At 68.3% G+C, this 23,225-nt stretch carries 17 protein-coding genes and 7 pseudogenes; 15 read left to right on the top strand and 9 right to left on the bottom strand.

Annotated features, from left to right (window positions below):
* Positions 1–217: 217 nt before the first annotated feature.
* Entirely contained in the window at positions 218–1,147 is a 930-nt protein-coding gene (locus tag ACF1FZ_RS30100; RefSeq protein ID WP_391776544.1) for a DMT family transporter, read from the top strand.
* Positions 1,148–1,291: 144 nt separating this feature from the next.
* Here ACF1FZ_RS30100 and ACF1FZ_RS30095 read toward each other — a convergent pair.
* Positions 1,292–1,441: pseudogene (locus tag ACF1FZ_RS30095) on the bottom strand (IS630 family transposase); the annotation flags it as partial.
* Here ACF1FZ_RS30095 and ACF1FZ_RS30090 point away from each other — a divergent pair.
* Positions 1,441–1,733, top strand: a pseudogene (locus ACF1FZ_RS30090) (transposase family protein); the annotation flags it as partial. The pseudogenes ACF1FZ_RS30095 and ACF1FZ_RS30090 sit on opposite strands and share 1 nt — an antisense overlap.
* A 5-nt stretch (positions 1,734–1,738) precedes the next feature.
* On the opposite strand, the gene ACF1FZ_RS30085 reads toward ACF1FZ_RS30090, so the two are convergent.
* Positions 1,739–2,455 (bottom strand): SDR family oxidoreductase, encoded by a 717-nt coding sequence (locus ACF1FZ_RS30085; RefSeq protein ID WP_391776543.1) that lies wholly within the window; start codon positions 2,453–2,455, stop codon positions 1,739–1,741.
* A 116-nt stretch (positions 2,456–2,571) separates the two neighbouring features.
* On the opposite strand from ACF1FZ_RS30085, the gene ACF1FZ_RS30080 reads away from it, so the two are divergent.
* From ACF1FZ_RS30080 to ACF1FZ_RS30070, 3 genes and pseudogenes are all read left to right on the top strand, one after another.
* Entirely contained in the window at positions 2,572–2,970 is a 399-nt protein-coding gene (locus ACF1FZ_RS30080) for a MerR family transcriptional regulator (protein ID WP_391776542.1), read from the top strand.
* A 247-nt stretch (positions 2,971–3,217) separates the two neighbouring features.
* A complete protein-coding gene (locus tag ACF1FZ_RS30075) occupies positions 3,218–3,496 on the top strand; it encodes a hypothetical protein (protein WP_391776541.1) in 279 nt (92 codons plus the stop codon).
* Between the two features lie 280 nt (positions 3,497–3,776).
* Positions 3,777–4,849, top strand: a pseudogene (locus ACF1FZ_RS30070) (alkene reductase).
* A 386-nt stretch (positions 4,850–5,235) separates the two neighbouring features.
* On the opposite strand, the pseudogene ACF1FZ_RS30065 reads toward ACF1FZ_RS30070, so the two are convergent.
* Positions 5,236–5,649 (bottom strand): annotated as a pseudogene (locus ACF1FZ_RS30065) (ISAzo13 family transposase); the annotation flags it as partial.
* Between the two features lie 280 nt (positions 5,650–5,929).
* On the bottom strand, positions 5,930–7,438 hold the full coding sequence (locus ACF1FZ_RS30060; protein ID WP_391776540.1) for an alpha/beta hydrolase: 1,509 nt from the start codon (positions 7,436–7,438) through the stop codon (positions 5,930–5,932).
* Between the two features lie 166 nt (positions 7,439–7,604).
* Here ACF1FZ_RS30060 and ACF1FZ_RS30055 point away from each other — a divergent pair, with 166 nt between their 5' ends.
* A complete protein-coding gene (locus ACF1FZ_RS30055; RefSeq protein ID WP_391776539.1) occupies positions 7,605–8,399 on the top strand; it encodes a MerR family transcriptional regulator in 795 nt (264 codons plus the stop codon).
* A 523-nt stretch (positions 8,400–8,922) separates the two neighbouring features.
* On the opposite strand, the gene ACF1FZ_RS30050 is transcribed toward ACF1FZ_RS30055, so the two are convergent.
* Entirely contained in the window at positions 8,923–9,888 is a 966-nt protein-coding gene (locus tag ACF1FZ_RS30050; protein WP_391776538.1) for an ROK family protein, read from the bottom strand.
* A 345-nt stretch (positions 9,889–10,233) separates the two neighbouring features.
* Here ACF1FZ_RS30050 and ACF1FZ_RS30045 point away from each other — a divergent pair, with 345 nt between their 5' ends.
* The 7 genes from ACF1FZ_RS30045 to ACF1FZ_RS30015 all read left to right on the top strand — a co-directional run bounded on the left by ACF1FZ_RS30045 (position 10,234) and on the right by ACF1FZ_RS30015 (position 18,476).
* Positions 10,234–11,550 (top strand): ABC transporter substrate-binding protein, encoded by a 1,317-nt coding sequence (locus tag ACF1FZ_RS30045; RefSeq protein ID WP_391776537.1) that lies wholly within the window; start codon positions 10,234–10,236, stop codon positions 11,548–11,550.
* Positions 11,551–11,687: 137 nt separating this feature from the next.
* Entirely contained in the window at positions 11,688–12,653 is a 966-nt protein-coding gene (locus tag ACF1FZ_RS30040) for a carbohydrate ABC transporter permease (RefSeq protein ID WP_391776536.1), read from the top strand.
* Positions 12,650–13,528 (top strand): carbohydrate ABC transporter permease, encoded by an 879-nt coding sequence (locus tag ACF1FZ_RS30035; RefSeq protein ID WP_391776535.1) that lies wholly within the window; start codon positions 12,650–12,652, stop codon positions 13,526–13,528. Before ACF1FZ_RS30040 ends, ACF1FZ_RS30035 begins: the two co-directional genes overlap by 4 nt.
* 44 nt (positions 13,529–13,572) lie before the next feature.
* The gene (locus tag ACF1FZ_RS30030; protein WP_391776534.1) at positions 13,573–16,047 is read left to right on the top strand and encodes a glycoside hydrolase family 2 protein; all 2,475 of its coding nucleotides are present in this window, start codon (positions 13,573–13,575) and stop codon (positions 16,045–16,047) included.
* Positions 16,040–17,098 (top strand): LacI family DNA-binding transcriptional regulator, encoded by a 1,059-nt coding sequence (locus ACF1FZ_RS30025; RefSeq protein ID WP_391776533.1) that lies wholly within the window; start codon positions 16,040–16,042, stop codon positions 17,096–17,098. The genes ACF1FZ_RS30030 and ACF1FZ_RS30025 overlap by 8 nt, the downstream gene beginning before the upstream one ends.
* A 95-nt stretch (positions 17,099–17,193) precedes the next feature.
* Positions 17,194–17,799, top strand: coding sequence for a hypothetical protein (locus ACF1FZ_RS30020; protein ID WP_391776532.1), 606 nt, complete (start codon positions 17,194–17,196; stop codon positions 17,797–17,799).
* Positions 17,796–18,476, top strand: coding sequence for an alpha/beta fold hydrolase (locus tag ACF1FZ_RS30015; RefSeq protein ID WP_391776531.1), 681 nt, complete (start codon positions 17,796–17,798; stop codon positions 18,474–18,476). The genes ACF1FZ_RS30020 and ACF1FZ_RS30015 overlap by 4 nt, the downstream gene beginning before the upstream one ends.
* Positions 18,477–18,583: 107 nt before the next feature.
* Here ACF1FZ_RS30015 and ACF1FZ_RS30010 read toward each other — a convergent pair whose 3' ends face one another.
* A complete protein-coding gene (locus ACF1FZ_RS30010) occupies positions 18,584–19,558 on the bottom strand; it encodes a glycosyl hydrolase (protein WP_391776530.1) in 975 nt (324 codons plus the stop codon).
* Positions 19,559–19,892: 334 nt separating this feature from the next.
* Between ACF1FZ_RS30010 and ACF1FZ_RS30005 the strand changes: the two are divergent.
* Positions 19,893–20,300: pseudogene (locus ACF1FZ_RS30005) on the top strand (site-specific integrase); the annotation flags it as partial.
* 36 nt (positions 20,301–20,336) lie between these two features.
* Here ACF1FZ_RS30005 and ACF1FZ_RS30000 read toward each other — a convergent pair.
* Positions 20,337–20,471, bottom strand: a pseudogene (locus tag ACF1FZ_RS30000) (AraC family transcriptional regulator); the annotation flags it as partial.
* Between ACF1FZ_RS30000 and ACF1FZ_RS29995 the strand changes: the two are divergent.
* A pseudogene (locus ACF1FZ_RS29995) lies at positions 20,460–20,576 on the top strand (cupin); the annotation flags it as partial. The pseudogenes ACF1FZ_RS30000 and ACF1FZ_RS29995 sit on opposite strands and share 12 nt — an antisense overlap.
* A 101-nt stretch (positions 20,577–20,677) precedes the next feature.
* Here ACF1FZ_RS29995 and ACF1FZ_RS29990 read toward each other — a convergent pair.
* Both ACF1FZ_RS29990 and ACF1FZ_RS29985 read right to left on the bottom strand, forming a co-directional pair.
* Positions 20,678–21,226 (bottom strand): GNAT family N-acetyltransferase, encoded by a 549-nt coding sequence (locus ACF1FZ_RS29990; RefSeq protein WP_391776529.1) that lies wholly within the window; start codon positions 21,224–21,226, stop codon positions 20,678–20,680.
* A gap of 431 nt (positions 21,227–21,657) precedes the next feature.
* Positions 21,658–22,806, bottom strand: coding sequence for a cytochrome P450 (locus ACF1FZ_RS29985; protein ID WP_391776528.1), 1,149 nt, complete (start codon positions 22,804–22,806; stop codon positions 21,658–21,660).
* Positions 22,807–23,225 lie beyond the last annotated feature (419 nt).

Genomic DNA, 23,225 nt, shown 5'->3' with positions numbered 1-23,225 from the left:
CAGCTGTTCTTGACGCCTCCGCCGCCCGTCGCTTAAGGCGGGCAGTCGTTCAGAGCCATCCCGAGGTGCCGGGGTGGCTGTGTGGGTTGCCCACGGAAGAGATCGTGCTGGCAATCACTCGAGGAGATCTCAGTTGCAGTCCTCTTCTGCCCTGGCTGTTCGGCAGGGTGTTCTCTACGTCGCGATCGCAGCCACAGCGTGGGGTACTGGCGGTGCTGTGGCCGCCGAACTGTACGACGTCGGCGGGATCGGCCCCCTCTCCGTTTCCTTCTGGCGATTCCTAACCGGACTCGGGCTGCTCCTGACCGCTCATCTGGTGAGGCGGACCCGGCGGCCGGAGACGGCGCTCTCGCTGCGCGCAACGTACGCGGCGAATCCACGGCGAGTCCTGCTCACAGGATTCGGGCTGGCCGTTTATCAGACGGCCTACTTCGCCTCCGTGCAGGAGGCCGGACTGACCGTGGCCACGGTGGTGACCCTGGGCTCGGGTCCCGTACTGGTCGTCGTCGGAGCCCGGCTCACCCTGGGCGAGCGTACCGGTGCCGCCGGAACCGCCGCCGTGGTGAGCGGCGTCATCGGCCTGGTGCTGCTGATGGGCGGCGCGGACGGGAGTACCGGCCCCGCACCCCTCCTGGGCATCGGGTACGCCTTGCTCTCGGCAGCCGGCTACGCGGGCGTGACTCTGCTGGGCCGCTTCTCCGGCCGGAAGAACGCCGGTGGCGCGTTCGAGGCGACGGTGACCGGCTTCGCGGTGGGCACGGTCTGCCTTCTGCCGATGGCTCTGCTGGAGGGCATGCTGCCCGACATGGAGCGTGCGGCCTGGACCCTGGGCCTGATCCTCTACTTGGGGGCGGTGCCGACGGCGCTGGCGTACACGTTGTTCTTCGTAGGCCTCGGTGCCGTACGGGCGACCACGGCCTCCGTGGTCGCCCTGGCCGAGCCGCTCACCGCGGCGGTCATCGGCGTCCTGGTCTTCGATGAGCAGCTCAACGCGGTCGTCCTCACCGGCACGGCCCTGCTGCTGTTCGCCGTGCTGTTCCTCACGGCGGGCGAAGGGGTCGGCCGAGCGGCGATCCGACGGACCTCCGGCCCCAGTGCTGGTCATGACCGGAACACGGCGCGCCCGGCCACGCAGACCAAGGACTGACGCCGACGCGCCATGCGTAGGCGGGCAGTGGGCCGCCGGAACCCGCTGCCCGCCATGACTGACGAAGCGGACGACGCACATCACGCCGTCTGAGCTGACGGACCACCACGAACCGAATGCCTCCCAACTGCGCCGAAGCCTTGCCGGCCGGTCCGCGCGAATCGACCGCAGTGCCGCCCAGGTGCGGTCGACGCCCTTGCGGCGGACGACGCCCCGGAGTTGATCGTCACCGGCCGAGTAGCAGCTGTGGAAGTAGGTGATGCCATGGGTGCGGCGGTAGGCCGTACCTGCCCGCCCGCGCCCACCGCATCATCCGAATCTGCGAGCGCCAAGGTGCCCCTGTCCTGGCCGGCCGCGCCTGCCAAGGCGTCGGCCCCCGGGTCCCCACCGGGATCGGACGACCGCCCGGCGGGGAACCCACCCCCATCCAGCGCACCGTCAACCGCGCCCTCGCCCAAGCCCGCGCTCCGGTCGAACGCGGCATGGCACGCCGGAAGACCTGGCAGATCTTCCGGAGATCCCGCATCGGCCCAACCGCATGACCGTCATCACCAAGGCCGCGCTCACGCTGGAGAGGCAACGCTGAAAGACTCACCTGGCGGGCGCAGGACCGTACAGCTGTGCCGGGTCGCCGGCCAGGGCCGCCTTGACGAAGCGGCTGGGGTCGTCGACCAGCACTTCGAGGGAGTCGCTCTGCACACCGTCAAGGCTGGCGCGTGCGACGTCGACAGGATCGATCTTGGGGGCGTCGGTGCCCGCCATCATGTCGGTGTCCGCTGCCCCCAGGTGGACACCCTGGACAAGGGTCTTCTGTCCGGCGAGCTCGACACGTACGCCGTTGGTCATGTTCCACTCGGCGGCTTTGGCGACGGAGTAGGAGCCCGAACCCTGGGGGGTGGCGATCCATGACAGTACGGAGAGGACGTTCACGATCGCTCCGCCGCCGTGGGCGGCCAGGACCGGAGCGAAGGCGCGGATGACGCGGAGCGTGCCGAAAAGATGTGTCTCCAGTTCCCGCCGGACGTCGTCCAGGTCGTCGGTCAGCAGGTTGGCTCCCGTGGCGATGCCGGCGTTGTTGACCAGCAGTGTCACATCCTGTGCGAGGGCGGCCGCATCCGTGATCGACTTCTCGTCGAGGAGGTCCAGGTACAGCGGGCTGACGCGGGGGTCGGATGCGGTGATCGTCTCCGGGCTGCGGGCCGCCGCGTAGACCCTCTCGGCCCCGCGGGCCAGCAATTCGTCAACGAAGCGCCGACCGATGCCCCGGTTGGCTCCGGTCACGAGCGCGGTGGAACCAGCGATATCCATGATCATCCTTTCGTCGGGTGAAGGGCGGCGATCACTCCCGCCCTTCGCGCCTACGCTAGAACTTGACGTCAACGTCAAAGGCAAATCGGACACCGCAGAGCGAGGGGCGAGTCACAGTGCGTATCGGAGAGCTGGCCGACCGGGCCGGTGTCAGTACGCGCGCTTTGCGCTACTACGAGGAGCAGGGCCTGCTGCATTCCTCGCGCACGGCAGGAGGACAGCGTGTCTACCCGCAGTCGGCGGAGGACCGTGTACGGCTGATCCGCGAGCTCTACACAGCCGGGCTCACCAGCCGCGTGATCGCCGCACTCCTGCCGGCCATCGATGCACGCCGCGTCGGTCCCGAGTTGCTGGCGCGCCTGCTTGACGAACGGGCGCGCACGACGGCGAAGGTCGCCGAGCTGCAGGCGGCGGGCCGACGCCTCGACGCCTTGATCGCCCTCGCCACACACCCGGGCGCCGACTCGTGTCCGGTCACGCTCGACCAGGCAGCCGCAAGAAGTCCCGCCCCGTAGATGTCCTTCTCCTGCCAGGAAGCCATGGGGTGGGCGGAGCGGGAGCCTCGTGCGGTGCGAGGACCGATCCCGTCACCCGATCAGTGGCCGCGCTGAAAACGCTCACTGGCCGGATACGGAGTGACGGCAGGTCCTCTGATCTGCTTTTCTGCAGGCTTGAGGGCCTCAGAAGCCGTTGCCGTACCGAGAGGTTCGGTTGCGGGTCGAACTTGGGTTCCTGGTTGGGTGATCGGCTTGTGGTCGGGGAATGACAGCAGGGCCTCCCGCACAGCTCATGGGTGTTGAAGTCCATTCGAGCGTCAGGCTGCTCACCCGGGAGCCCTTCTCCCACGACCGGCGGGTCATGGTGGTCCACCTCACCGACGCCGGCCGTGCTCTCCAAGAGCCCATTGCCGACCTGTGGCGCACTCTGGAACAGGTCTCCGTGCGCGACCTGACCCCTGACCAGATCCAGGAGTCCACCACGTGCGCGCACATCGTCGAGAAGTCGGTCAGGGACCACAGCCGACAACCACCTGTCAGGTAGGCGGGCACGGAAAGCCTTACTTGCCGGCACCGTCTCTGTCCCGTGCGGAGCGAGGGCTTGCCTGAGGGCAGCCATCGCCACCCAGGCCCAGGATGCCTGAGGAAATGGATCAACTCCGCCTGTGGGTGGCGTATCACCGCGGCGGCAATCACGTGTACGCACGTTGGACCACTGCGGGCTCGCCAGCGCCACGCGGGCGCAGCCCCGCGCCCGGGCCGCACGCAGTAGCAGACGGCCCTCTTCTCTTCCACCCTTCTGCGACAGCAGGGAGATTTTCGACATGACGAATCCATTCGCCCCGGTCGACGTGGCCGGCCGGTCGCTGGTCAACCGCATCGTGATGGCGCCGATGACCCGCAGCCGGGCCCACGGGCCGGGCGCCACCGCGACCGGCCTGATGGCGACCTACTACAGCCAGCGAGCGAGCGCCGGCCCCATCGTCACCGAAGGGAGACAGCCCTCGCCCGTCGGCCAGGGCTACCCCGACCCGCCGGGCCTGCACTCGCCGGAGCAGGTCAGCGCCTGGCACAAGGTCACCGACGCCGTCCACGCCAAGGGCGGGGTGGTCTTCGCGCAGCTGATGCACACCGGCCGCATCGGCCACCCCAGCCTGCTTCCCTCCGGTCTGCACCCCGTCGCGCCCTCACCTGTCGCCGCGAAGGGCCAGGTGTTCACCCACCAGGGGCCGATGGACTTCGTCACCCCGCAGGAACTGGACGCCGACGGCATCCCCCGCACCATCGCCGCCTTCGCCGACGCAGCACACAACGCGATCGCCGCGGGCTTCGACGGGGTCGAGATCCACGGCGCGAGCGGTTACCTGATCCACCAGTTCCTCGCCCCCGACACCAACCAACGCGCAGACAGCCGGGGCGGTGATGTGGCAGGCCGGACCCGCTTCGCTCTGGAGGTGGCCGCAGCCGTCTCACAGGCGATCGGCGGCCACCGCACCGGCTTCCGCATCTCGCCCGCGAACCCCTACAACGACATCGCCGAGCACGACGCGGCGGACGTGGAGAGCACCTACACCACGCTGGTCACCCGGCTCAGCGAGTTGAACCTGGCCTACCTGCACATGATCGAAGGAGTCGATCGGGAACTGACTACGCGCCTGCGCAAGACCTGGCCCTCGGCATTCATACTCAACCCGTTCACCCACCCACAGCCCACCGGCCCGGACGCACTCACCCTCATCCAGGACGGCACCGCGGACATGATCGCCTTCGGGGCGCTGTTCCTCGCCGACCCCGACCTGCCCGCCCGCCTGGCCGCCCAGGGCCCCTGCAACACACCGGATCCGCCACCTTCTACGGCGGTGACCACCACGGCTACACCGACTACCCGCACCTGTAGGACACGCCCTCACCGCGGGACGGGCTCTCACGCCGGTCGGCCGGCGCGGACCGCCGGGGTGGAGGCGGTGAAGCTGTAGCGGCCGAGCAGGTTCAGGCTGCGGTGCTTGTGCGGGGACAGACGGGCAACGTCCTCGTCGCGGATCTCGTGGCCTTCGGCGCGGAGCTCGCGTGCCCACTACGGATCTCGCAGCCGGTCATGTGCCGCTACGTGACGGATAGCAGCAGCTGTACGCGAACACGGCCGACACCGAGGTGCGGCCCCTCGCTTTCACCTTGAGGACGCACCCGACGCGCCGGTTGTCGACGATGGTGACCGGCCCGGCGTCGTGCCACTCGGGATCACGGCTTTTCGTGCCGCTTCACCTGCACCCGGAGCCAGGGATGGGTCTTGGCGGTGTCCTGCAGGCTGTATCCCAGGGCGTGCAACAGACGCCCGACAGCCGTCGCGCTGCCCGAGTGGCCCTGAATGGTCAGCCCCGAGGCCAGGGACCGCAGCGAAAGCATGGTCCAGCGCAACGGAGAGACCGGATCGCCCCGGGTATGCGGCTCGATGAGAGTTTCAAGCGCGGGCAGCAGACCGGGGGCGGTGACCGTCAGTGGTGTGCGGCCGGCTCCTGGAGCCCGGATCCGCCCGGCTGGCAAAGGGCGCTCGGACAGCTCGGCGGTCCCCGGAGCGATGGTGGCCGCACTGACGCCAGAAGCAGCCGCGACCAGGGGGATCCCGCCATGGCCAAGCGCGGCGGCCTCACTGGCCAGGTAGATCCGACGGCGCCGCTCATCGAGATTGAGAAGCCGCAGCCGGTGGCACGCGAACTCGACGAGCTTCCCGCCGACGCGGACGAGCCGGCGCGCCAGAGTCTCGCTGAGCGTCTCGTGCCTTACGTCCGAGGTCTCCGGGTCAGGCATCCCGGGCTGAGCGCCCTCGCCCCGGACGCCCCGCGCGGCCGGCAGCACACCGCTCGCACCATCGGCAGAGCCGTTACCGATCTCTACGATCCGGCCCAGGCCGACGTGATGCGGCGTCTCCCCACACTTCTGTCCGATACGGACGATCTACGGTGACGGCCCCCGGGGAAGGTCAGTCCGCGCGGCAGAACGTGTCCTTCGCGGGCATCTCGCCCTCGACGAGGTAGCGTGTGGCGGCGTTCAGCGCGCAGGAGTTCTTGCCCAGGACGTACACGCCGTGCCCACTGTCGTCGACGGTGACCAACCGCGCCCGGTCGCCGAACTTCTCGCGCAGCATCTTCCCGCCCCGATGCGGGGTCGACGCGTCCCGCCGGTTCTGCAGGAGCAGCACGTTGCGCGGGCCCTCGGCGTCGATCTTCACCGGCGGTTCGGCGGGGGCGTACGGCCAGAAGGCACACGGTGTGATGTTGGCGGTGGCGGCGCCGAACAGCGGGTAGCGTTCGCGGTCCTCGGTGACGCCCCGCCGGTAGGTGGTGACGTCCTCGGGCCACTCGACGTCGTTGCAGGTGACGGAGAGGAACACGGTCAGCGCGTTGTCGATCGGTGACAATGCCCCGTCCGCCGATTCCTCGGGGACGGGCGACAGGCCGCGGGCCGCCGCATGGTCGTTTTCGAGCAGCGCCTGCCAGGTCTGCGCCAGCTTGGGGTACTGCGTCTGCTTGAACAGGTGGCCGAACGTCAGGAGCCGGAAGAGGCTGCCGTCGATCCCAGCGACCGGAGCGTCGTCGAGTGTGCCGGCGAGGGTGAGGTAGGAAGCTCGGACCTGTTCGGGGGTGCGGCCCAGGCCGTAGCTGTCGTGCCGGCGGGCGGCCCACTTCGCGAAGTCCGGCAGGGTCTGTTCCATGCCGAGCGCGTAGCGGCGCAGGCCGTCGCGGTCGAGGTGGGTGTCTCCGATGTTGCTGTCGAGCACGATCCGGTCGGCGCGCCCGGGGAACATCGACGCATAGGCGGCGCCGAGTGCCGTGCCGTAGGAGTAGCCCAGGTAGCTGGTCTCCTCCTCGTCGAGCGCGGCCCGGATCCGGTCCAGGTCGCGGGCGGTGTTCGCGGTGGTGAGGTGGCGCAGCATGCCGTCGTCGTTGTTCGCGCACTGCTCGGCCGCCTGCTCGGCGATCCTCGCCTGTGCGGTGACCGCGGCGTCGTCGACCGCGTACGGCGGGATGTTGGAGTAATAGGGGCTGTCCGTGGTGAAGCCGCAGCTGACCGGTGTGGAATGACCGACCCCGCGGGTGTCCATGCCGATCAGGTCGTAGCGGTCGGTGACGCTGTTGGGCAGGCCCTGGGCCACCAGCAGCGCGGAGAGCGCCAGCCCGGATCCGCCGGGGCCACCCGGGTTGAGCATGAGGACGCCGCGCCGCTTGTCCGGGTCGGCGGCGGCCAGCCGGGAGACCGTGAGGTCGATCCGCTCGCCCTCCGGGTCGGCGTAGTCCAGCGGGACGGGTACGGTGGCGCACTGCAGCTCGGTCGGAGCGGCTTCGGCCACGACGTCGTCGGGGCACTGGCCCCACTTCACCTGCGGCGTTTTGGGCTCCTCGGCGGCGGCGGGCACCGCGGCCAGCGAGCCGACCAGGCCGAGGACCGCCAAGAGGGCCAGGCTCTGGCCTGCACTGCTTTGTCGTTTCATGTCCAGTCTCCGCATACCGGTTCGTGATCGTGGTCGCGACCATCCCACTCCGTGCCCTCGGGGCAGGGTCAACAGGGGCCGGCGTGGAACCGGCCGTTGGTTGACCGTGCCCCGGGGGCACGGTCTTGAATGGGCGTCGGGAAGAACGCTGGAGAAAGGGCTCCTGGTGGCGTGGAGTACGCGTCAGCTGGCGGAACTCGCGGGCACGACGACCAAGACCGTCCGGTACTACCACGAGATCGGCTTGCTGGACGAGCCGGAACGGGCGTCCAACGGCTACAAACGGTACGGGGTCAGCCATCTGGTCCGCCTGCTGCGCATCCGCAGACTGACCGACCTCGGCGTGGCCCTCGCGGACGTCCCCTCGGTCGAGAGCGGCGACGAGGAGGCGCGGCAGATCCTCCGGGACCTTGACGCCGGACTCGCGGCGGACATCGAACGCCGGCAGCGGATGCGGCGGGAACTGGCGGCCGTCTTGGAGAACCGGGCCGCGCTCGACATGCCCCAGGACTTCAGGACGCTCGCCGACGACCTGCCCGAGACCCAGCGGTCCCTGCTGATGGCCTACTCCAGCATCCTCACACCCGTGGCGATGGCCGCCCTCCAAGAACAGCTCGCGGGACCTCGCGGGGATCTCGAAGCGGAATTCGCGGCACTCGACGAGAACGCCCCCGACGAAGTGCGGCAGCGGCTGGCGGAACGAATGGCGCCCGATGTCCGCCAACAGCACAGGGACCACCCCAGCCTGGCCGACCTGGGTTTGTCCTCGCGCCGGGAGACGGCGGTCGCCGAGTCGGTCGTCATGCACGCGCTGGTCGAGTACTACAACCGCGCCCACCTCGACGTGCTGCGACGCGTCCGGGCGATCCTCTTCGAGGACGACACCACGGAAAGCGAATGGAACGATTCCCAGGGTGAGCCGGTGGACCAGCCTCTCGCTCATCCCGACCTGCCCGGATGAGCCATGGATGCAGAGTCCTGCTGCCCTCGTCCTACTCGGTCGCACCCGGATCGACGTCGCGATAGGGACGGTTGCCCATGATCCTGCGAGGACGACCTCCTCGGGTGGATGAGCCGAGCCGGTGATGAAAGGGTTCCGTAGGGTGATGCGCCCGGGTTGCCCGCGCTCGACGGCTGGCGAGCAGTGGGTCAGCTGACGCTCCGGCACCCGGATGGCCGACCAAAGGAGCTGAAGCATGGCTCCCACCAGGAATTTTTCTTGCTGTGGCGCTGACTGACGTCTTTCCGATGACCTCGCGCGTGGAGTGCGTGGCGAAGGGCGTTTGACCTGCGGCTTTCTGTGCCAGGGTCGTTTCTCGACCTGTTTCCCCCTGCGTATGACGTGGACCGTGCCGGGTGGTTGACGAACGGCTCCGGTCTGAGGTCATGTGGAGGGTCTTGGGCGCTCGCCAGCATGAGGAACGGGTACCGGACGAGATCGGGAGTCGAATCGGACGGGCCCGAGGAGAGCTCCGTGGCCTTGCCTACCGATTGCCATGGCCGAGCACGGTCGCAACGGAAGACACTCCCGCTGACGCCAGCACCGCGGCGCCGACCAGACCGGCGTCGGGCCCCAGTTCAGCGGGCACGACGCGCAGCTCCTTCAGGAACGGCATCGCCGCGTAGTGCCGCAGGTGGCGAGCGAGCGGTTCGAAGAACACCTCGCCGGACTGAGCGACACCGCCCCCGACAACGGCGATGTCGATCTCGATCAGCGCCGCCGTGGCGGCGATGCCCGCCGCCAATGCGCGGGCCGCCCGATCGAACGCGGCGATGGCGGCCGCTTCTCCGGTTCGAGCCGCCGCCGCGACCCCTGCCGCGTCCGCCGTCAGAGACGCTTGCCATCCGAGAGCAAGCGCGTGCCGGGTGATGGCCGTACCACTGGCGACGGCTTCCAGACAGCCCCTCGCTCCGCACGGGCAGGCTTCACCGTCGAAGTCGATGCTGATGTGGCCGAGGTGACCGGCATTGCCGGTGAGCCCGTGGTGCACGCTGCCGTTGAGCACCAGGCCGGCGCCCACACCCGTCGACACCACGAGGCACAGGGCGTTCCTGTGTCCGCGTGCCGCGCCGTGGCGATGCTCGGCGGCGGTCATCGCCACGGCGTCACCCGCCAGCGTCACCTGCCGATGGCCCACAGCTGGATGCCTCGCGACGGATTGGACGAGGGGAAAGTTCCTCCAGGCGGGAATGTTGACGGGACTCACGGTCCCGTGTGTCAGGTCGATCGGGCCGGCGCTGCCGATGCCCACCGCCCGAACTTCTCCCCACCGAGGGCTGGCGGCCAGGGCGCCCATCACTTCGTGAACCGCACCGACGAGTACGTCGGCGGGTTCCCGCGCCGGGGTGGCGCGGCGCGTACGGTGAACCAGGACGCCTTCCCGGTCGACCAGGGCGCCCGCAATTTTGGTTCCGCCGATATCGAGGGCGGCGATCAGGCCATCGTTCATGGGCGGGGCCGTCGACCAATGACTACTCACGGTGATGCTCCTCTGTGTAGGGGCGACATGCGTGGTTCGGTGAGCCGCCCACATCACACCATCGCCTGACAACGTTGTCCAGACGTCGGCGAGAGTGCGTCGCCCGACGCGTTCAAGAGCCGATTGATTTAGTCAAAGTTTAGTAAAATTGCTGATCAGAGCCTTGCGGAGGCCCTGGAATCCAGGTGGACCGGTCTATGGACATTGCCTCCGTGTTACGTCTACGTTGAGCGCTCATCAGGCCGGGGCGACGGGAGTCCCTGAGGCTTCCCTCTGGGCTTGATGTCGGTAGTCGTGCGGTGAGGGGTGGAGGAAATGCGCAGAGCAGGTGTGGTCCTGGTGGCCGCGACCATGGTTGCTGTCACGGCATGTAGTGGCCAGGGGGATGCGACGAGTGGCGAGATCGCGGCTCCGCCGAGCGATCCCGCGAAGGTGTCGGGCGGCATCACGGTTCTGACCAACAGGACGGACCAGATTGCTGACGGGTCGTTGAAGAAGTACGCGGCCGAGTTCAACAAGATCTACCCGGGTGTGAAGGTCAAGTTCGAAGGGCTGACCGACTACGAGGGCGAGACCAAGATCCGGATGAACACCGAGAACTACGGGGACGTCCTCCTGATCCCCAACTCCCTCTCCGTCGAGCAGTACCCCAACTTCTTCGCGCCGCTCGGCAGTTCCATCAAACTGTCGGCGACGTTCGACTACACCGACCATGCCACGGTGGATGGCAAGGTCTACGGTCTGGCCAACATCGGGGTGGCGAACGGGTTCGTCTACAACAAGGCGGTCTGGGAGAAGGCCGGCATCAAGGACTGGCCCGCCACGCCCGAGGAGTTCGTCGCGGACCTGGCGACGATCAAGGCGAAGACGGATGCCGTCCCGTACTACACGAACTACAAGGACGGCTGGCCCCTCACCAACTGGACCAACGCCATCGGCTCGCCCTCCTGCGACTCCGGGTCCTACGACTCCCTGGCAGAGACCAAGGAGCCCTGGAGCAGCGGCGGATCGGATCTCTACGAGATCGACAAGCTCCTCTACACGATCGTCGAGAAGAAGCTGTCGGAGCCCGACCCGACCACCACCAACTGGGAGGACTCCAAGGCGCAGATCGGATCCGGCGAGGTCGCATCGATGTGGCTGGGGTCCTGGGCGATCTCCCAGATGCGGGCCGGAGCGGAGGCCGCCGGGAAGAACCCCGACGACATCGCATTCATGCCGTTCCCGGCGCAGCGTGACGGGACGTACTGCTCCGTCCTGCGCCCTGACTACCAGTACGCGGTCAACGCGCACTCCGACAACAAGGAAGCGGCGCGGGCGTGGCTCGACTGGTACATCACCAAGTCGGGCCAGGCCGCCAGCGAAGGGTCCATCTCCTCGGTCAAGGGCGCTCCACTGCCGGACACGCTCAAGGCGTTCTCCGACAACGATGTCACGATGATCCCGCAGCACCAGGAGAACATCGCCGACGTCAACAAGATCGACAAGGCGTCCGAGATCGGCATCACCGCGCAGGGCTATCGGCAGAAGCTGGTCGACGTCGCCCGGGGTGCGGCCGACGGGAACATGGACAGCTACTTCGGTGAGCTGAACGGCAAGTGGGCCGAGGCACAGCAGACCCTCGGCGGCTGACCATGCTGCGGCACGATGAGACCCCGACCAGGTCAGCCGCGCTGCGAGCCGCCCGAGCAGGGGCCCCGCATGAGCAGCTCGCCGTGCCGCCGCCCCGAGATCCGCCCGACAGGGAACCCACCGCGAGGAACCATGAGATGACCGTTGCCCACAAGACCCGTGCAGGAGGGCTCGCTGCGGGCCGGCGAAGCGCACCGCCGTCACAGCCCGGCCCCGGCCGGCCAAGCGTCGGCAGGCGCCGCCGTGCCGCGGCCCTGACCCCCTGGCTCTTCCTGGCCGCGCCTCTGGCGCTGCTGCTGATGTTCACGTTCCTGCCGGTGGCGGACATGATCGGCTACAGCTTCACCGACTGGGACGGAATCAGCCCTTCGCGCTCCTTTGTGGGCGAGGAGAACTACACCGATTTGGTGACGCGGCCCGCGCGGTTCGAGGTGTTTCTCGTCAGCGGGTTCTACCTGGCGGCGTCGTTCCTTCAGATCGCGCTTGCGCTGTACTTCGCCACGGTCCTCAGTTTCAACACCCGCTTCCGCAACCTGTTCAAGGGTCTGCTGTTCTTTCCCTACTTGATCAACGGGGTGGCCGTCGGGTTTGTGTTCCTGTACTTCTTCCAGCCCGACGGCACCCTCGACACGCTGCTGCGGCTGGTCGGTGCGGAGGGCGATCACCTGTGGCTCGGCGACCCGGACCTGGCCAACCCCTCGCTCGCGGGGGTGTCTGTCTGGCGCTTCATGGGCCTGAACATGGTGCTGTTCCTCGGTGCGATCCAGTCCATCCCCCCGCACCTGTACGAGGCGGCGGAGCTGGACGGGGCCAACCGCTGGCAGCAGTTCCGGCACATCATCGCGCCCGGCATCAAGCCGATCATCAGCCTGAGTTTCATACTCGCCGTTTCCGGGTCCCTGGCTGTCTTCGAGATCCCTTACATCATGACCGGTGGCGCCAACGGCACCGAGACGTTCGTCATCCAGACGGTCAAGCTGGCCTTCCAGTTCGACAAGGTCGGCCTGGCCTCGGCGTCCGCCGTCGTCCTGCTGCTCCTGATCCTGCTGATCACCTGGGTCCAGCGTCGGCTGTTTCCCGAGGAGAGGGTGGAGCTCTCATGACCACCGACCTGTCTGCTCCGGCCCGGCGCGGGATCAACGGCGGCCGTTCCGTACCGGCCGGAATCCCGGTCGTCCTGAAGTACCTGTCACTGCTCCTGGCTTCGGCAGTCGTCCTCGTGCCCCTCGCCGTCGTTCTGCTGACCTCGCTCAAGACCGAGTCGGAGGTGGCGAACAGCGGCCCGCTGTCACTGCCCGGTGACTGGTTCAACTTCACCAACTACGCGACCGCCATCGAGCAAGGTGCGATGCTGAGGGCGTTCGGCAACACGACACTGATCCTCGTGGTCTCCACCGCGGGGACGGTGCTGATCGGCTCGATGACCGCCTATGCCATCGACCGCTTCCAGTTCCGCCTCAAAAAGCTGGTGATGGGCCTTTTCCTGCTGGCGACGCTGGTGCCCAGCGTCACCACACAGGTCGCGACGTTCCAGGTGATCGACGATCTCGGCGCGTTCAACAGCCGGTGGGCACCGATCCTGCTGTACACCGGCACCGACATCGTCTCGATCTACATCTTCCTGCAGTTCATCCGGTCCATCCCCGTCTCCCTGGACGAGGCCGCGCGCATCGACGGCGCCAACTCCTGGACGATCTACCGGAAAATCATCCTCCCGATGCTGCGACCGGCCATCGCCACTGTCGTCATCGTCAAGGGCATCGCGATCTACAACGACTTCTACGTGCCCTTCCTCTACATGCCGGACCCCGAACTCGGCACCATCTCCACCGCCCTGTTCCGGTTCAAGGGCCCCTTCGGCGCTCATTGGGAGACCATCTCCGCCGGCACGATCGTCGTGATCGTGCCGACCCTGATCGTCTTCCTGGCACTGCAGCGCTTCATCTACAGCGGATTCGCGGCCGGTTCCACCAAATGACCTCCCCGCCCACCGCGCCCCGCACTACCTCTCAAGGAGTACGCATGAAGGTCCGCACGCCGCTGTCCCAGGGCTGGACGCTGCGCCTGAACACCGACCGCGGCACCCCGGAGGACGCGCCCCCGCAGCTGGCCGGAACCACCGTGCCGGCACAGGTGCCCGGCTGCGTCCACACCGACCTCATGGCGGCGGATCTGCTCGCCGACCCGTATCTGGACCGCAACGAGTCGGAGGCTGCCTGGGTGGGCCGTGCCGACTGGTCCTACGCGACCGAACTGCCCCAGCGCGACTGCACCTTCGAGCGTGCCGAACTGGTTTTCGACGGGCTGGACACGGTGGCCGCCGTTCATGCTGCCGGCCGGCTGCTGGGGCGTACCCGGAACATGCACCGTTCCTACCGGTTCGACGTCACCGACCTGCTGGTCGACGGTCCGGCGCCGCTCGAAGTCGCCTTCACGTCCGCGTACACCGAGGCCGAGGCGGTCCGAGAGGCGCTCGGCCATCGGCCCAACTCCTATCCCGAGCCGTTCAACTACATACGTAAGATGGCCTGCTCGTTCGGATGGGACTGGGGCCCCACCCTGGTGACCGCCGGCGTGTGGCGTGAGGCGCGCATCGAGCAGTGGTCCACCGCCCGGCTGGCCGAGGTCCGTCCCCAGGTCGCCGTCGCGGGTGACGGGAGCGGCATCGTCGAGATCACCGTCGATCTGGACCGCACGACGACCGGTCGGAACCGGCCGCTGCGTCTGGTGGCCACGGTCGGTGGCGGCTCCTCGGAGATCACCGTCGCGCCTGGGGCCAGGACCGCCACGGTGACCGTACAGACCCCGGACGTGAAGCTGTGGTGGCCGCGCGGCTACGGCGACCAGCCACTGTACGCGTGCACCGTCGTGCTGGAGGACGGCGACGACGGCCACGCCCTGGACGCGTGGGAGCGGCGCATCGGCTTCCGCACGATCGAACTCGACACGTCCCCGGACGTGCACGGAAGCGCCTTCACCCTGGTGGTCAACGGCACCCCGGTCTTCGCCCGGGGAGTGAACTGGATACCCGACGACGTCTTCCCCGCACGCGTCACAGCCGACCGCTACCGTACCCGCCTCACCCAGGCCGCAGACGCGGGTGTGGACCTGGTGCGTGTGTGGGGCGGTGGGATCTACGAGGACAGGGCCTTCTACGACGTCTGCGACGAGCTGGGACTGATGGTCTGGCAGGACTTCTTGTTCGCCTGCGCCGCCTACCCGGAGGAGCAGCCGCTGCGCTCCGAGATCGAGGCCGAGGCCCGGGAGAACGTGGCCCGGCTGATGCCCCACCCCTCGCTGGTGCTGTGGAACGGCAACAACGAGAACCTCTGGGGATTCGCCGACTGGGAGTGGGAGCAGGAACTCGCCGGAGAGTCCTGGGGGGAGGGCTACTACCTGGGCCTACTGCCCCGCATCGTGGCGCAGACGGACCCGACGCGGCCCTACTGGGCGGGCAGCCCCTGGTCCGGGTCCTGGAACCACACTCCGAACGACCCCGACCACGGCACCGCGCACTCGTGGGAGGTGTGGAACCGTCGTGACTACGGCGACTACCTCACCACAGTGCCCCGCTTCGTCGCGGAGTTCGGCTGGCAGGCCCCGCCGACCCACGCCACCCTGGAACGCGCTCTGTCCGAACGGCCGCTGACCGCCGATTCCCCCGGCATGCTGCACCACCAGAAGGCGGAGAACGGCAACGTCAAGCTGAACCGGGGGCTCGACCACCACTTCGCCCCGCCGGCCGACTTCGACGCCTGGCACTACCTGACCCAACTGAACCAGGCGCGCGCGGTCGCCACCGGGGTGGAGCACTGGCGCTCCCACTGGCCCCGGTGCGCCGGCACGGTGCTGTGGCAGCTCAACGACTGCTGGCCGGTGACCTCCTGGGCGGCGATCGACGGTGACGCCCGGCTCAAGCCGCTGTACTTCGAGATGCGCCGTCTGTACGCCGATCGGCTGCTGACACTCCAGCTCCGGGACGGTGCCCTGGTCGTGGCGGGCTGCAACCAGGGCGCTGCCACGTGGGACACCACCGTCACGGTCCGGCGGATGGACGCGGACGGAACGGTGCTGGCAAGCGCCGAGGTCATGCTCAAGGCCGCAGGAAACAGTGTGGCTCTGGAGGCGCTGCCCCGTTCGGTCGCCGAGTTCGGCGACGCGCGCCGGGAGTTCCTCGTCGCCGACGCGGACGGCTCGCGTGCCGTGCACTTCGCCCGCGCCGACCGTGAGTTCGCCTACCCGGCCGCCTCCTACGACGTCCGGGTGAGCGAGGGGGGTGGAAACGGTGTCGCGGTCACGGTCACCGCCGCCGGGCTCGTACGGGACCTGGTGCTGCAGGCCGACCGGCTGGCCCCGGACGCCGGCACCGATCACGGGCGGGTCACCCTGCTGCCCGGCGAGACCTTCACCTGGCATGTCACAGGCTGGGAGCGCCCCACCGCGGAGGCCGCGGGCGGCGCGCTGTTCTGCGTCAACGGGACTGCCGGCCGTGAGTGAGGCACCTGCACGCCGGTCTGGGCGCGTCACCATCAACGATGTGGCCGCCCGGGCCGGGGTGTCGCGAGGCGCGGTGTCCCTGGCGTTCAACAACCGGCCCGGTGTCTCGGAAGCCACGCGTGAACGCATCATGGAGGCAGTCACCGAGCTGGGCTGGGTGCCGAGCCAGACCGCGATCAAACTGTCCGGATCCGCTACCGGAGCTGCGGACACCGTCGGCCTGGTCATCGCCCGGCCGGCGCGGCAGCTCGGGCTGGAGCCGTTCTACATGGAGTTCATCTCCGGGGCCGAGTCCGTCCTGGAGGAACACCGGTGCTCCCTGCTCCTGCACCTGGTGCGCGACGTCACTCAGGAGATAGCCGTCCACCGCGAGTGGTGGCAGTCGCGCCGGATCGCCGGTTCCATCCTGGTCGACATCCAGCAGAACGATCCCCGGGTCACCGAACTGGCGGCGATCGGGCTACCGGCCGTCGCGGTCGGCCACCCTTCGCTGACCGGCGGGTTCACTTCGGTGTGGACCGATGACGAGGCCGCCGTGCAGGAGGCGGTGCGCTACCTCGCTGCCCTTGGGCACCGACGGATCGCAAGGGTGGGCGGTCATCCGTCGCTCGGCCACACCATCATCCGCACTGCCGCGCTGAACACGATCGTGGCCGAACTCGGACTGGAGCCGGCCCGCAGCGTCACCACCGACTACTCGGGGGAGCAGGGTGCCCGGGCGACCCGGTCGCTGCTGGCCTCCCCGCGCCGCCCCACGGCCATCGTCTACGACAACGACATCATGGCCGTCGCCGGTCTGTCCGTCGCCGCCGAGATGGGGCTGGACGTACCGAGGGACGTCAGCCTGATCGCCTGGGACGACTCGCAGCTGTGCCAGCTCACGCATCCCACCCTCTCGGCCATGAGCCATGACGTGTTCGGCTTCGGCGCCGACGTGACCCGTCGGCTGTTCGACGTCGTCCACCGCCGCGACCTGTCGTCCGGCCCGGCCGCTCCGCCCGTACTGCTGCCCCGCGGTAGCAGCGCGCCCCCGCGGCAACCCACCGACTGACGACGGCCAAGGCGGCGCCCGGGCCGGATACCCACTCCGGACCGGGCCGGCTCGCCGTCGTCTCCCAGCCCTCTTGAACCGAAGGCAGGTTTGCCATGCCCCGACACCGCCGAAGAACCCTTGCCGCCCTCCTGACGGTCGGCGCTCTCGTCACCGTCACCACCGCATCGTCCCCCGCCACCGCTGATCCGCCGAGCCGGACCGCAGACGCCTTCGTGCAGCGGGAGGGGACCTCACTGACACTGCAGGGTGAGCCGTTCCGCTTCGCGGGCACCAACCTGTACTGGCTCGGCCTGGACGAGAACGTGGGCGGGATCGGCCACCTCACCTACTTCCGTACCGACGACGCGCTCAAGACGGTACGCGTCATGAACGCCACCCATCGACACGCCGTGGACTGCACTCCGATGAGACCCGCAGTCATGCGGCCCACTCCCACCAAACTGGCCGGTGAGACCCAATTCTGTTCTCCGCCAGAGGAGTTCGTTCTCTCACGCCTGGAGACAGGTACCGAAGCCGTGAGCATGACCGACCCCGGGCCGCAGGTGCTGCTCTGTCCCGTCGGCCACGTCCGCCTGACGCCGGGTCCGACCCCCTCCCGGGGCGCGGCCGCGTTCGTGCCCGCGGGAAGCCCGTGTGAGGTGACCGGCGGAGGAGCGGTGCTCTGCCGCGCGCGAGTACCCCTGTCCGCCGCTTCATGAGGCTCGCGACCAGAGAGTGGGGGGCCGGCCCCCGCACAGCCGTGCTCGTGCACGGCATCATGACAGACTCACGCACGTGGAACCGTGTCGCACCGGCTGTCGCGGACAGCGGCTACCGGGTCATCGCCGTCGACCTGCGCGGTCATGGAGGAAGTGACCACGGCGCCACCTACGCTCCCGCCATCCTGGCCGACGACCTGATCGAAACCGTGCCTCCGGCCCCCGACCTCGCCATCGGCCACTCACTGGGCTCAGCCGCACTGCTGCTCGCCACACCCCGACTGCGCTGTGCCCGAGCCATCCACTGCGACCCCGCATGGGTGAACCGGCCCCGGGACCTGGCCGCCCTGCGCGCCGCCAAGTACGCCACCTGGCAAGAACTGCGGGCCGAGCACCCGCTCTGGCATGACGAGGACATCACCGCCGAGCACCAGGCGCTGGCGACCTGGGATCCAAGCTCCGTCGACGCCCTGGCGCACTTGCCCGGCCTGCCCGCCGCCGCCCCGGCCGTGCCCTCCCTGGTGCTGCTCGCCGGCCCCAGCGAACGGATTCCACCGGCCCCTGCCGCGACGCTGCGCAACCGGGGGTGGCACACGCGGACGGTGGACGGTGCGGGACACACCGTCCACCGTGACGATCCCGTCGGGTTTCTCCGCGGGCTGTCCGGATGGCTGTGATCACGCCCGAACGCTTTCCTCAGGGCGAAGACGAAGAGCCGCCGGGCCCCTTCGGCCCGACCCGGATCAGGAGCCGCGAGTTCGCCCCGGCGATGGCGACAAGGGCATCAGGGGAGGCTGACCTCGCCCTGGTTCAGAACGCGGGGATGGAAGTACGCCGCTTGGATCTCGGCGTTGGTGTTGTTCCCCCGCAGATGCTCGGACCACATCATGAACCATGCCCATTGCTGCTGGCTCTGCAGCATCGCGGCGGTCGGCATCTTACCGATTTCCCCGATGGCCATGGGCTTTGTCCCGGCGATGTTCCTCATCTGCTGGTAATCGCCGGAACTTGGGTGGTTCTTGTACCAGACGTCGAGCGACACGACATCGGCGTACTGATTTCCGGGGTAGTAACTGCTCCACCCGCCGGCAGGGTTGTCCTGCACGTTCCACACCCAGATGAGGTTGTCCAGCCCCTTCGTTCCCGCGAGATAGTCACGCGTGATCTGGAAGAGTCGAGCACTTCCGTTGGCACCCGGCCGGTTGCCCCACCAGTTCCACGATTCGTTCATCTCGTGGAACGGCCGGAAGAGCACGGGGACTCCCGCGTTCTTCAGCTGCTGGAGGTAGGGGGCGACCTCGTCGAGACGCTGCTTCCAGGTGTTGTTCAGTGTGCTGCCGTTGGTGAGGATCTGCGAGAACTGCGCGTTCGATATGTTCGACTTCACACCGCCCTCGAACGCACAGGTGCTTCCGCCGGTCGGTGGACAGGCGTGCCAGGTCAGAGATACCAGCGACCCGTTGGCCCACTCGGTCTTCGCCTGGTCGACCACACGTTGGCGATTGGCCACATCCGCAGCGTTGAACATCAGATCGCCGCCCCACAGGCCCGGATACTGCCCGGTGACGTCCTTGACCTGTTGCGTGTACTGCCCCGGAGCCGAAGCGGGCTCCTTGTTGTGCTGTCCGGAAACGATGCTGGCTCCGGAGATGGAGCGCAGATAGTTCACTACGTTCTGCTTGGGCGTCGCGGGAAACGCCTGCGCGGACTCCGCCGCCGGCCAAAGGAATGCTGCCGTGAATACGGTTGCGGCAGTCAAGGCGGAAGTGGCAAAGCGTCGGGTTTTTCTCACTGGCATCCCTGCTTTCGTGACGGAGCGGAAATGCTCGACGTCATGAAGGTGGCGGAATCTGCAGTTCTCGTCAACGGTTCACGTCGCCTCTAATTGCCAGCAGACAACATAATTTACTTAACGTTTCCTAAACATGGCGCATTTTTCGACGCTTGTCCTTTATGTGCGCTCCGCGTCCTCGCTCGAACTGCGCACCGCCATGGCCCGCCCCCATGGCGCCGTGCCGCGCCGCTGACCCGCGTGCCCAGACCGGGCCGGGTGTTGTGCGGAACAGGGCACCTTCCCTTCCGGTGCCGCCGAACTGGAGACCGTCTACTGGGACGCCGGTACCGCCCGGCTCCTGCCCCGCCTGCTGCGCGGCCGGACCCGCGGCCCGGTATTCGTCATCCGCCGCCGCCCCGGCCCGGGGAAGGTCGTCAGCCCTCGCGACGTGTGCCCTGACACAGGCCTGGCGCGGCTGTCGTACGGGCAGGCCCGCGCCCTCCTCGACGAGCACACCGCCGTGCGCGGGGCCGGGAACCGGCTGGGACCTGCACGAGTACCGCCACTCCGTCCTCACCCACCTCGGCGAGCAAGGCGCCTCCCTGCTGGTGCTGATGGCGAAGTCGCGGCACAAGAAGCCGGAGAACGTCCGTCGCTACTTCAAGCCCTCCCCGAGGCGATCCCGGAGCTGACCAGCCTTCTCGCCCCCGGCGACAGCAGACGATGAAGCACACGTGGTTCGTCGCAAGGGGGATACCTGCCGTCAGTTCGCCTCCGGCCCGAACCGGCGCTTGTATGCCGACGGTGTGATGCCGGTCGCGCGGCGCATCAGCGCGCGCAGATTGGCAGTGGTGCCGAGCCCGCTGCGTCGCGCGACCACCTCGAACCGCCCGGCGCCGCAATCCTCATGTTCGAGCCCACCGGAACACCGACTGTGGGCGATCGCCACGACGAGATACCAGAGCACGTCGACTCAACGACCGGACACGCACTCAGCACCTGACCGGACACGCCTCGGACACGCCACTGCCCCTGGCGTCGGCCTGTCACCGGGAAGAACAACGAGTCGCCGAGCAGGAGAGGCACGTCCCGCCCCCGGCTGAGCTACTCGCTGCCTGCCCACTCGTCGGCGAGCAGCGCCCACACCTCAAGGTCGTGGCGCACGCCGTCCATGGGAAAGACGCTGCGCAAGACGCCCTCCCGCGTCATGCCCAGCCTCTTGGCAACAGCGATGCTCGCCTCGTTGTCCGGCGAGACCAGCCATTCGACCCGGGAGATCCCGCGCACGCTGACTGCCCAGTCGATCATTGCGCTCGCTGCGCGGGTCACCAGACCACGCCCCTGCGCTTCGGGTGCCAGCCAAGCCCCCAGCTCACAGGCCCCTTGCTGAGGATTGAAGACGCGGAAGAGGGTACCGCCGACGAGGACGTCATCCAGCCAGATCCCGTAGATCCGTCCGCCATCCACGGCTTGGCTCTCGGCATACCGCTGGAGAAACTGCCGAGCACTCTCTGTGTCGACGACCGTATGGGCCCAGGGCAGCCAAGGGGTCAAGTGCGCACGTACTCGATCGGTAAACGCGGCAAGCTCCGCTGCCTGCCATGGCTCCAGCGCACGGAGCTCCGCGTGGTCGCCGAGGGACGTGCTGAGCATGCTGTCTCCGATCAAGAGCGTGAATCGCACCGACCCTAGCCCGAGTACAGGAGCAGACGACAGGAAATTTCGATGCCGCGGCTGCTGGTGCGCTGGCACGGAGCACAAGCGCCGACGGGGGCAAAACCAGTGGCCCCTGAACACCCCTCCTGATCGAGGAGACAGAACCTAAGCGGTCTGGTTGTCACCAGTGAGGCACGCGGCTTGTCACAGATGCTTCGCCATCGGCGGCTCCTCCGGCATGGACCTGGCCGCCGCCCGCGCCTTCGTGACCGGAGACGCCGATGCCCTTGGTACGGGCGGCGGTGCGGTGACCGCGCAGTCAGCCGGCCAGCAGTGGGGCGGTTCGTTCTCCATGAGCCCTGCGTCATCGACGCCTCCTTCCCGGCGGAAGCGCACCTCTGTGCCGAGCGTGAGCGGAGGGGGCCGGTTCAGCGATCGGGTGCCGGGGCGGGGGTGAGTCGGGTCCAGCCGGCAGGTGGGGCCAGGAGCGTGCGGACGTGGGGCCTGCGGGTACGCAGTCGCACGTGTCCTCGGTGGCCGTGGAGGATGAGGTGGCTAAGGTGTTCGAGAGCCTTGACGGCGAAGCCGTTCGCCGGGCACATGCCCTCGCCTTTGCCGAAGGGGAGGTAGGAGCGCCGCTGGTCGTCGGTTGGCTGCTCCCAGCGAGAGGGACAGAAGTCCAGCGGGCTGTCCCATACGGCCGCCGACCGGTGGATCGCGTGCGTGCCGATCAGGACGTGCTCGCCTTTGTGGACCCGGGCGCCGGCTACGTCGTGGTCGGCGGCGGCCACTCTGATCAGGCGCCAGGCGGTTGGATACAGGCGCAGCGCCTCCTTGACCAGCCGATGGACCTGCTCCTGCCACACTGCCGGGGTGTCGTAGCCGTGCCTGATGCCGAGCATCACCACCCATTCGAGAGTTACACCGGTAAAGCCGACCGTGGACAAGACAAGGCGCTGCAGCAACTGCGCGCGATCGCCAGGGGACAGTTCACCGGGCAGACCGAGTACGAGGTCGACCAGGTCCTGTGCGCCGCCTTCCCGCGCCGGCAGGCGGCCGAGCTGTTCGGCGAGCCCGGTCCGGATGGCAGGCACCGTACGGTGCGAGCGCCTCAGCACATGGCCGACGATGTCGTCGGCGACGACGCTCGACGTCACGTAGGCATCGACGAGCGCGTTGATTTCGGTGTGACGCGGGTGCGCGATGACGGGAGCGAAGTACCGTCGGACCAGTTCGACGCCCCAGCGCTGGTGCCGCAGGCGGCCGCGGCCGTCACTCACCTCACCGAGGGCGGAGGCGAGGTCGAACGACGACGCGAGGTCGTGTCGGGCCAGGACCCTGAGCAGCTCGCGGGAGGCTTCGCTCCGGACCGCCTGGGGCAGGGATTCCGGCCCCAGGCGGAAGAACCCGGACTGGGAAAGATAGTCGCCGGCCGAGTCGGCCAGGATGTCTCGGGCCGCGCCGGCTTCGGCCACGAAGAGGGTGCCGAAGCGGAGCCTGAACGGACCATCGCGACCTGCGGCCTGCTTCTCCCACCGCCGCAGTTGCGGCCACAGACTCTTCCTGTCCAGGAGCATGGGTCGTCCGCCCATCTGACGGGGGACGGGACGTGCGGCCTCCGGGCCGCACGCCCCGTCCCTTCACGGAGAGGACCTCAGCCGTTGCGCCCGTACCTGTCGCCGTACTGATTGCGGCGCGCACGCGTCTCACCGCTGAGCGCCCGAAGGCTCCTGATGACCCATGACATCCGGCCTGCTCTCCTTACGCGGTCGGGTTGTGCCCGGTCCGGCTGCCGAGCGTCAGTCCTGCTGCCCGTAGCCGACGAAGTACCCGTGCCACCGTGCACGCATCTCACCGCTGAGCGCCCGAAGGCTGCTGGTCACCCACGACATCGTGGTCCTCCTTGTCAGTCGGTGCTCTTCTGAATCGTGCCGCGTGATACGGCACCCCAGCAGTCCGCCGCTAGGGCGCACAATGCTACTTCCATGGCAAAACC

It is taken from the genome of Streptomyces sp. NPDC014623 (genome assembly GCF_043088245.1).
Taxonomy (GTDB): Bacteria; Actinomycetota; Actinomycetes; order Streptomycetales; family Streptomycetaceae; genus Streptomyces.
This window is presented reverse-complemented; position numbering and strand designations above follow the sequence as displayed.

Coding starts and splice junctions, on each gene's coding strand:
- ACF1FZ_RS30085 (WP_391776543.1), bottom strand. CDS start 2,455: ATGGATATCGCTGGTTCCACCGCGCTCGTGACCGGAGCCAACCGGGGC.
- ACF1FZ_RS30040 (WP_391776536.1), top strand. CDS start 11,688: ATGACCGTTGCCCACAAGACCCGTGCAGGAGGGCTCGCTGCGGGCCGG.
- ACF1FZ_RS30020 (WP_391776532.1), top strand. CDS start 17,194: ATGCCCCGACACCGCCGAAGAACCCTTGCCGCCCTCCTGACGGTCGGC.
- ACF1FZ_RS29985 (WP_391776528.1), bottom strand. CDS start 22,806: ATGCTCCTGGACAGGAAGAGTCTGTGGCCGCAACTGCGGCGGTGGGAG.
- ACF1FZ_RS30035 (WP_391776535.1), top strand. CDS start 12,650: ATGACCACCGACCTGTCTGCTCCGGCCCGGCGCGGGATCAACGGCGGC.
- ACF1FZ_RS30045 (WP_391776537.1), top strand. CDS start 10,234: ATGCGCAGAGCAGGTGTGGTCCTGGTGGCCGCGACCATGGTTGCTGTC.
- ACF1FZ_RS30075 (WP_391776541.1), top strand. CDS start 3,218: ATGACAGCAGGGCCTCCCGCACAGCTCATGGGTGTTGAAGTCCATTCG.
- ACF1FZ_RS30060 (WP_391776540.1), bottom strand. CDS start 7,438: ATGAAACGACAAAGCAGTGCAGGCCAGAGCCTGGCCCTCTTGGCGGTC.
- ACF1FZ_RS30030 (WP_391776534.1), top strand. CDS start 13,573: ATGAAGGTCCGCACGCCGCTGTCCCAGGGCTGGACGCTGCGCCTGAAC.
- ACF1FZ_RS30050 (WP_391776538.1), bottom strand. CDS start 9,888: ATGAACGATGGCCTGATCGCCGCCCTCGATATCGGCGGAACCAAAATT.
- ACF1FZ_RS30015 (WP_391776531.1), top strand. CDS start 17,796: ATGAGGCTCGCGACCAGAGAGTGGGGGGCCGGCCCCCGCACAGCCGTG.
- ACF1FZ_RS29990 (WP_391776529.1), bottom strand. CDS start 21,226: ATGCTCAGCACGTCCCTCGGCGACCACGCGGAGCTCCGTGCGCTGGAG.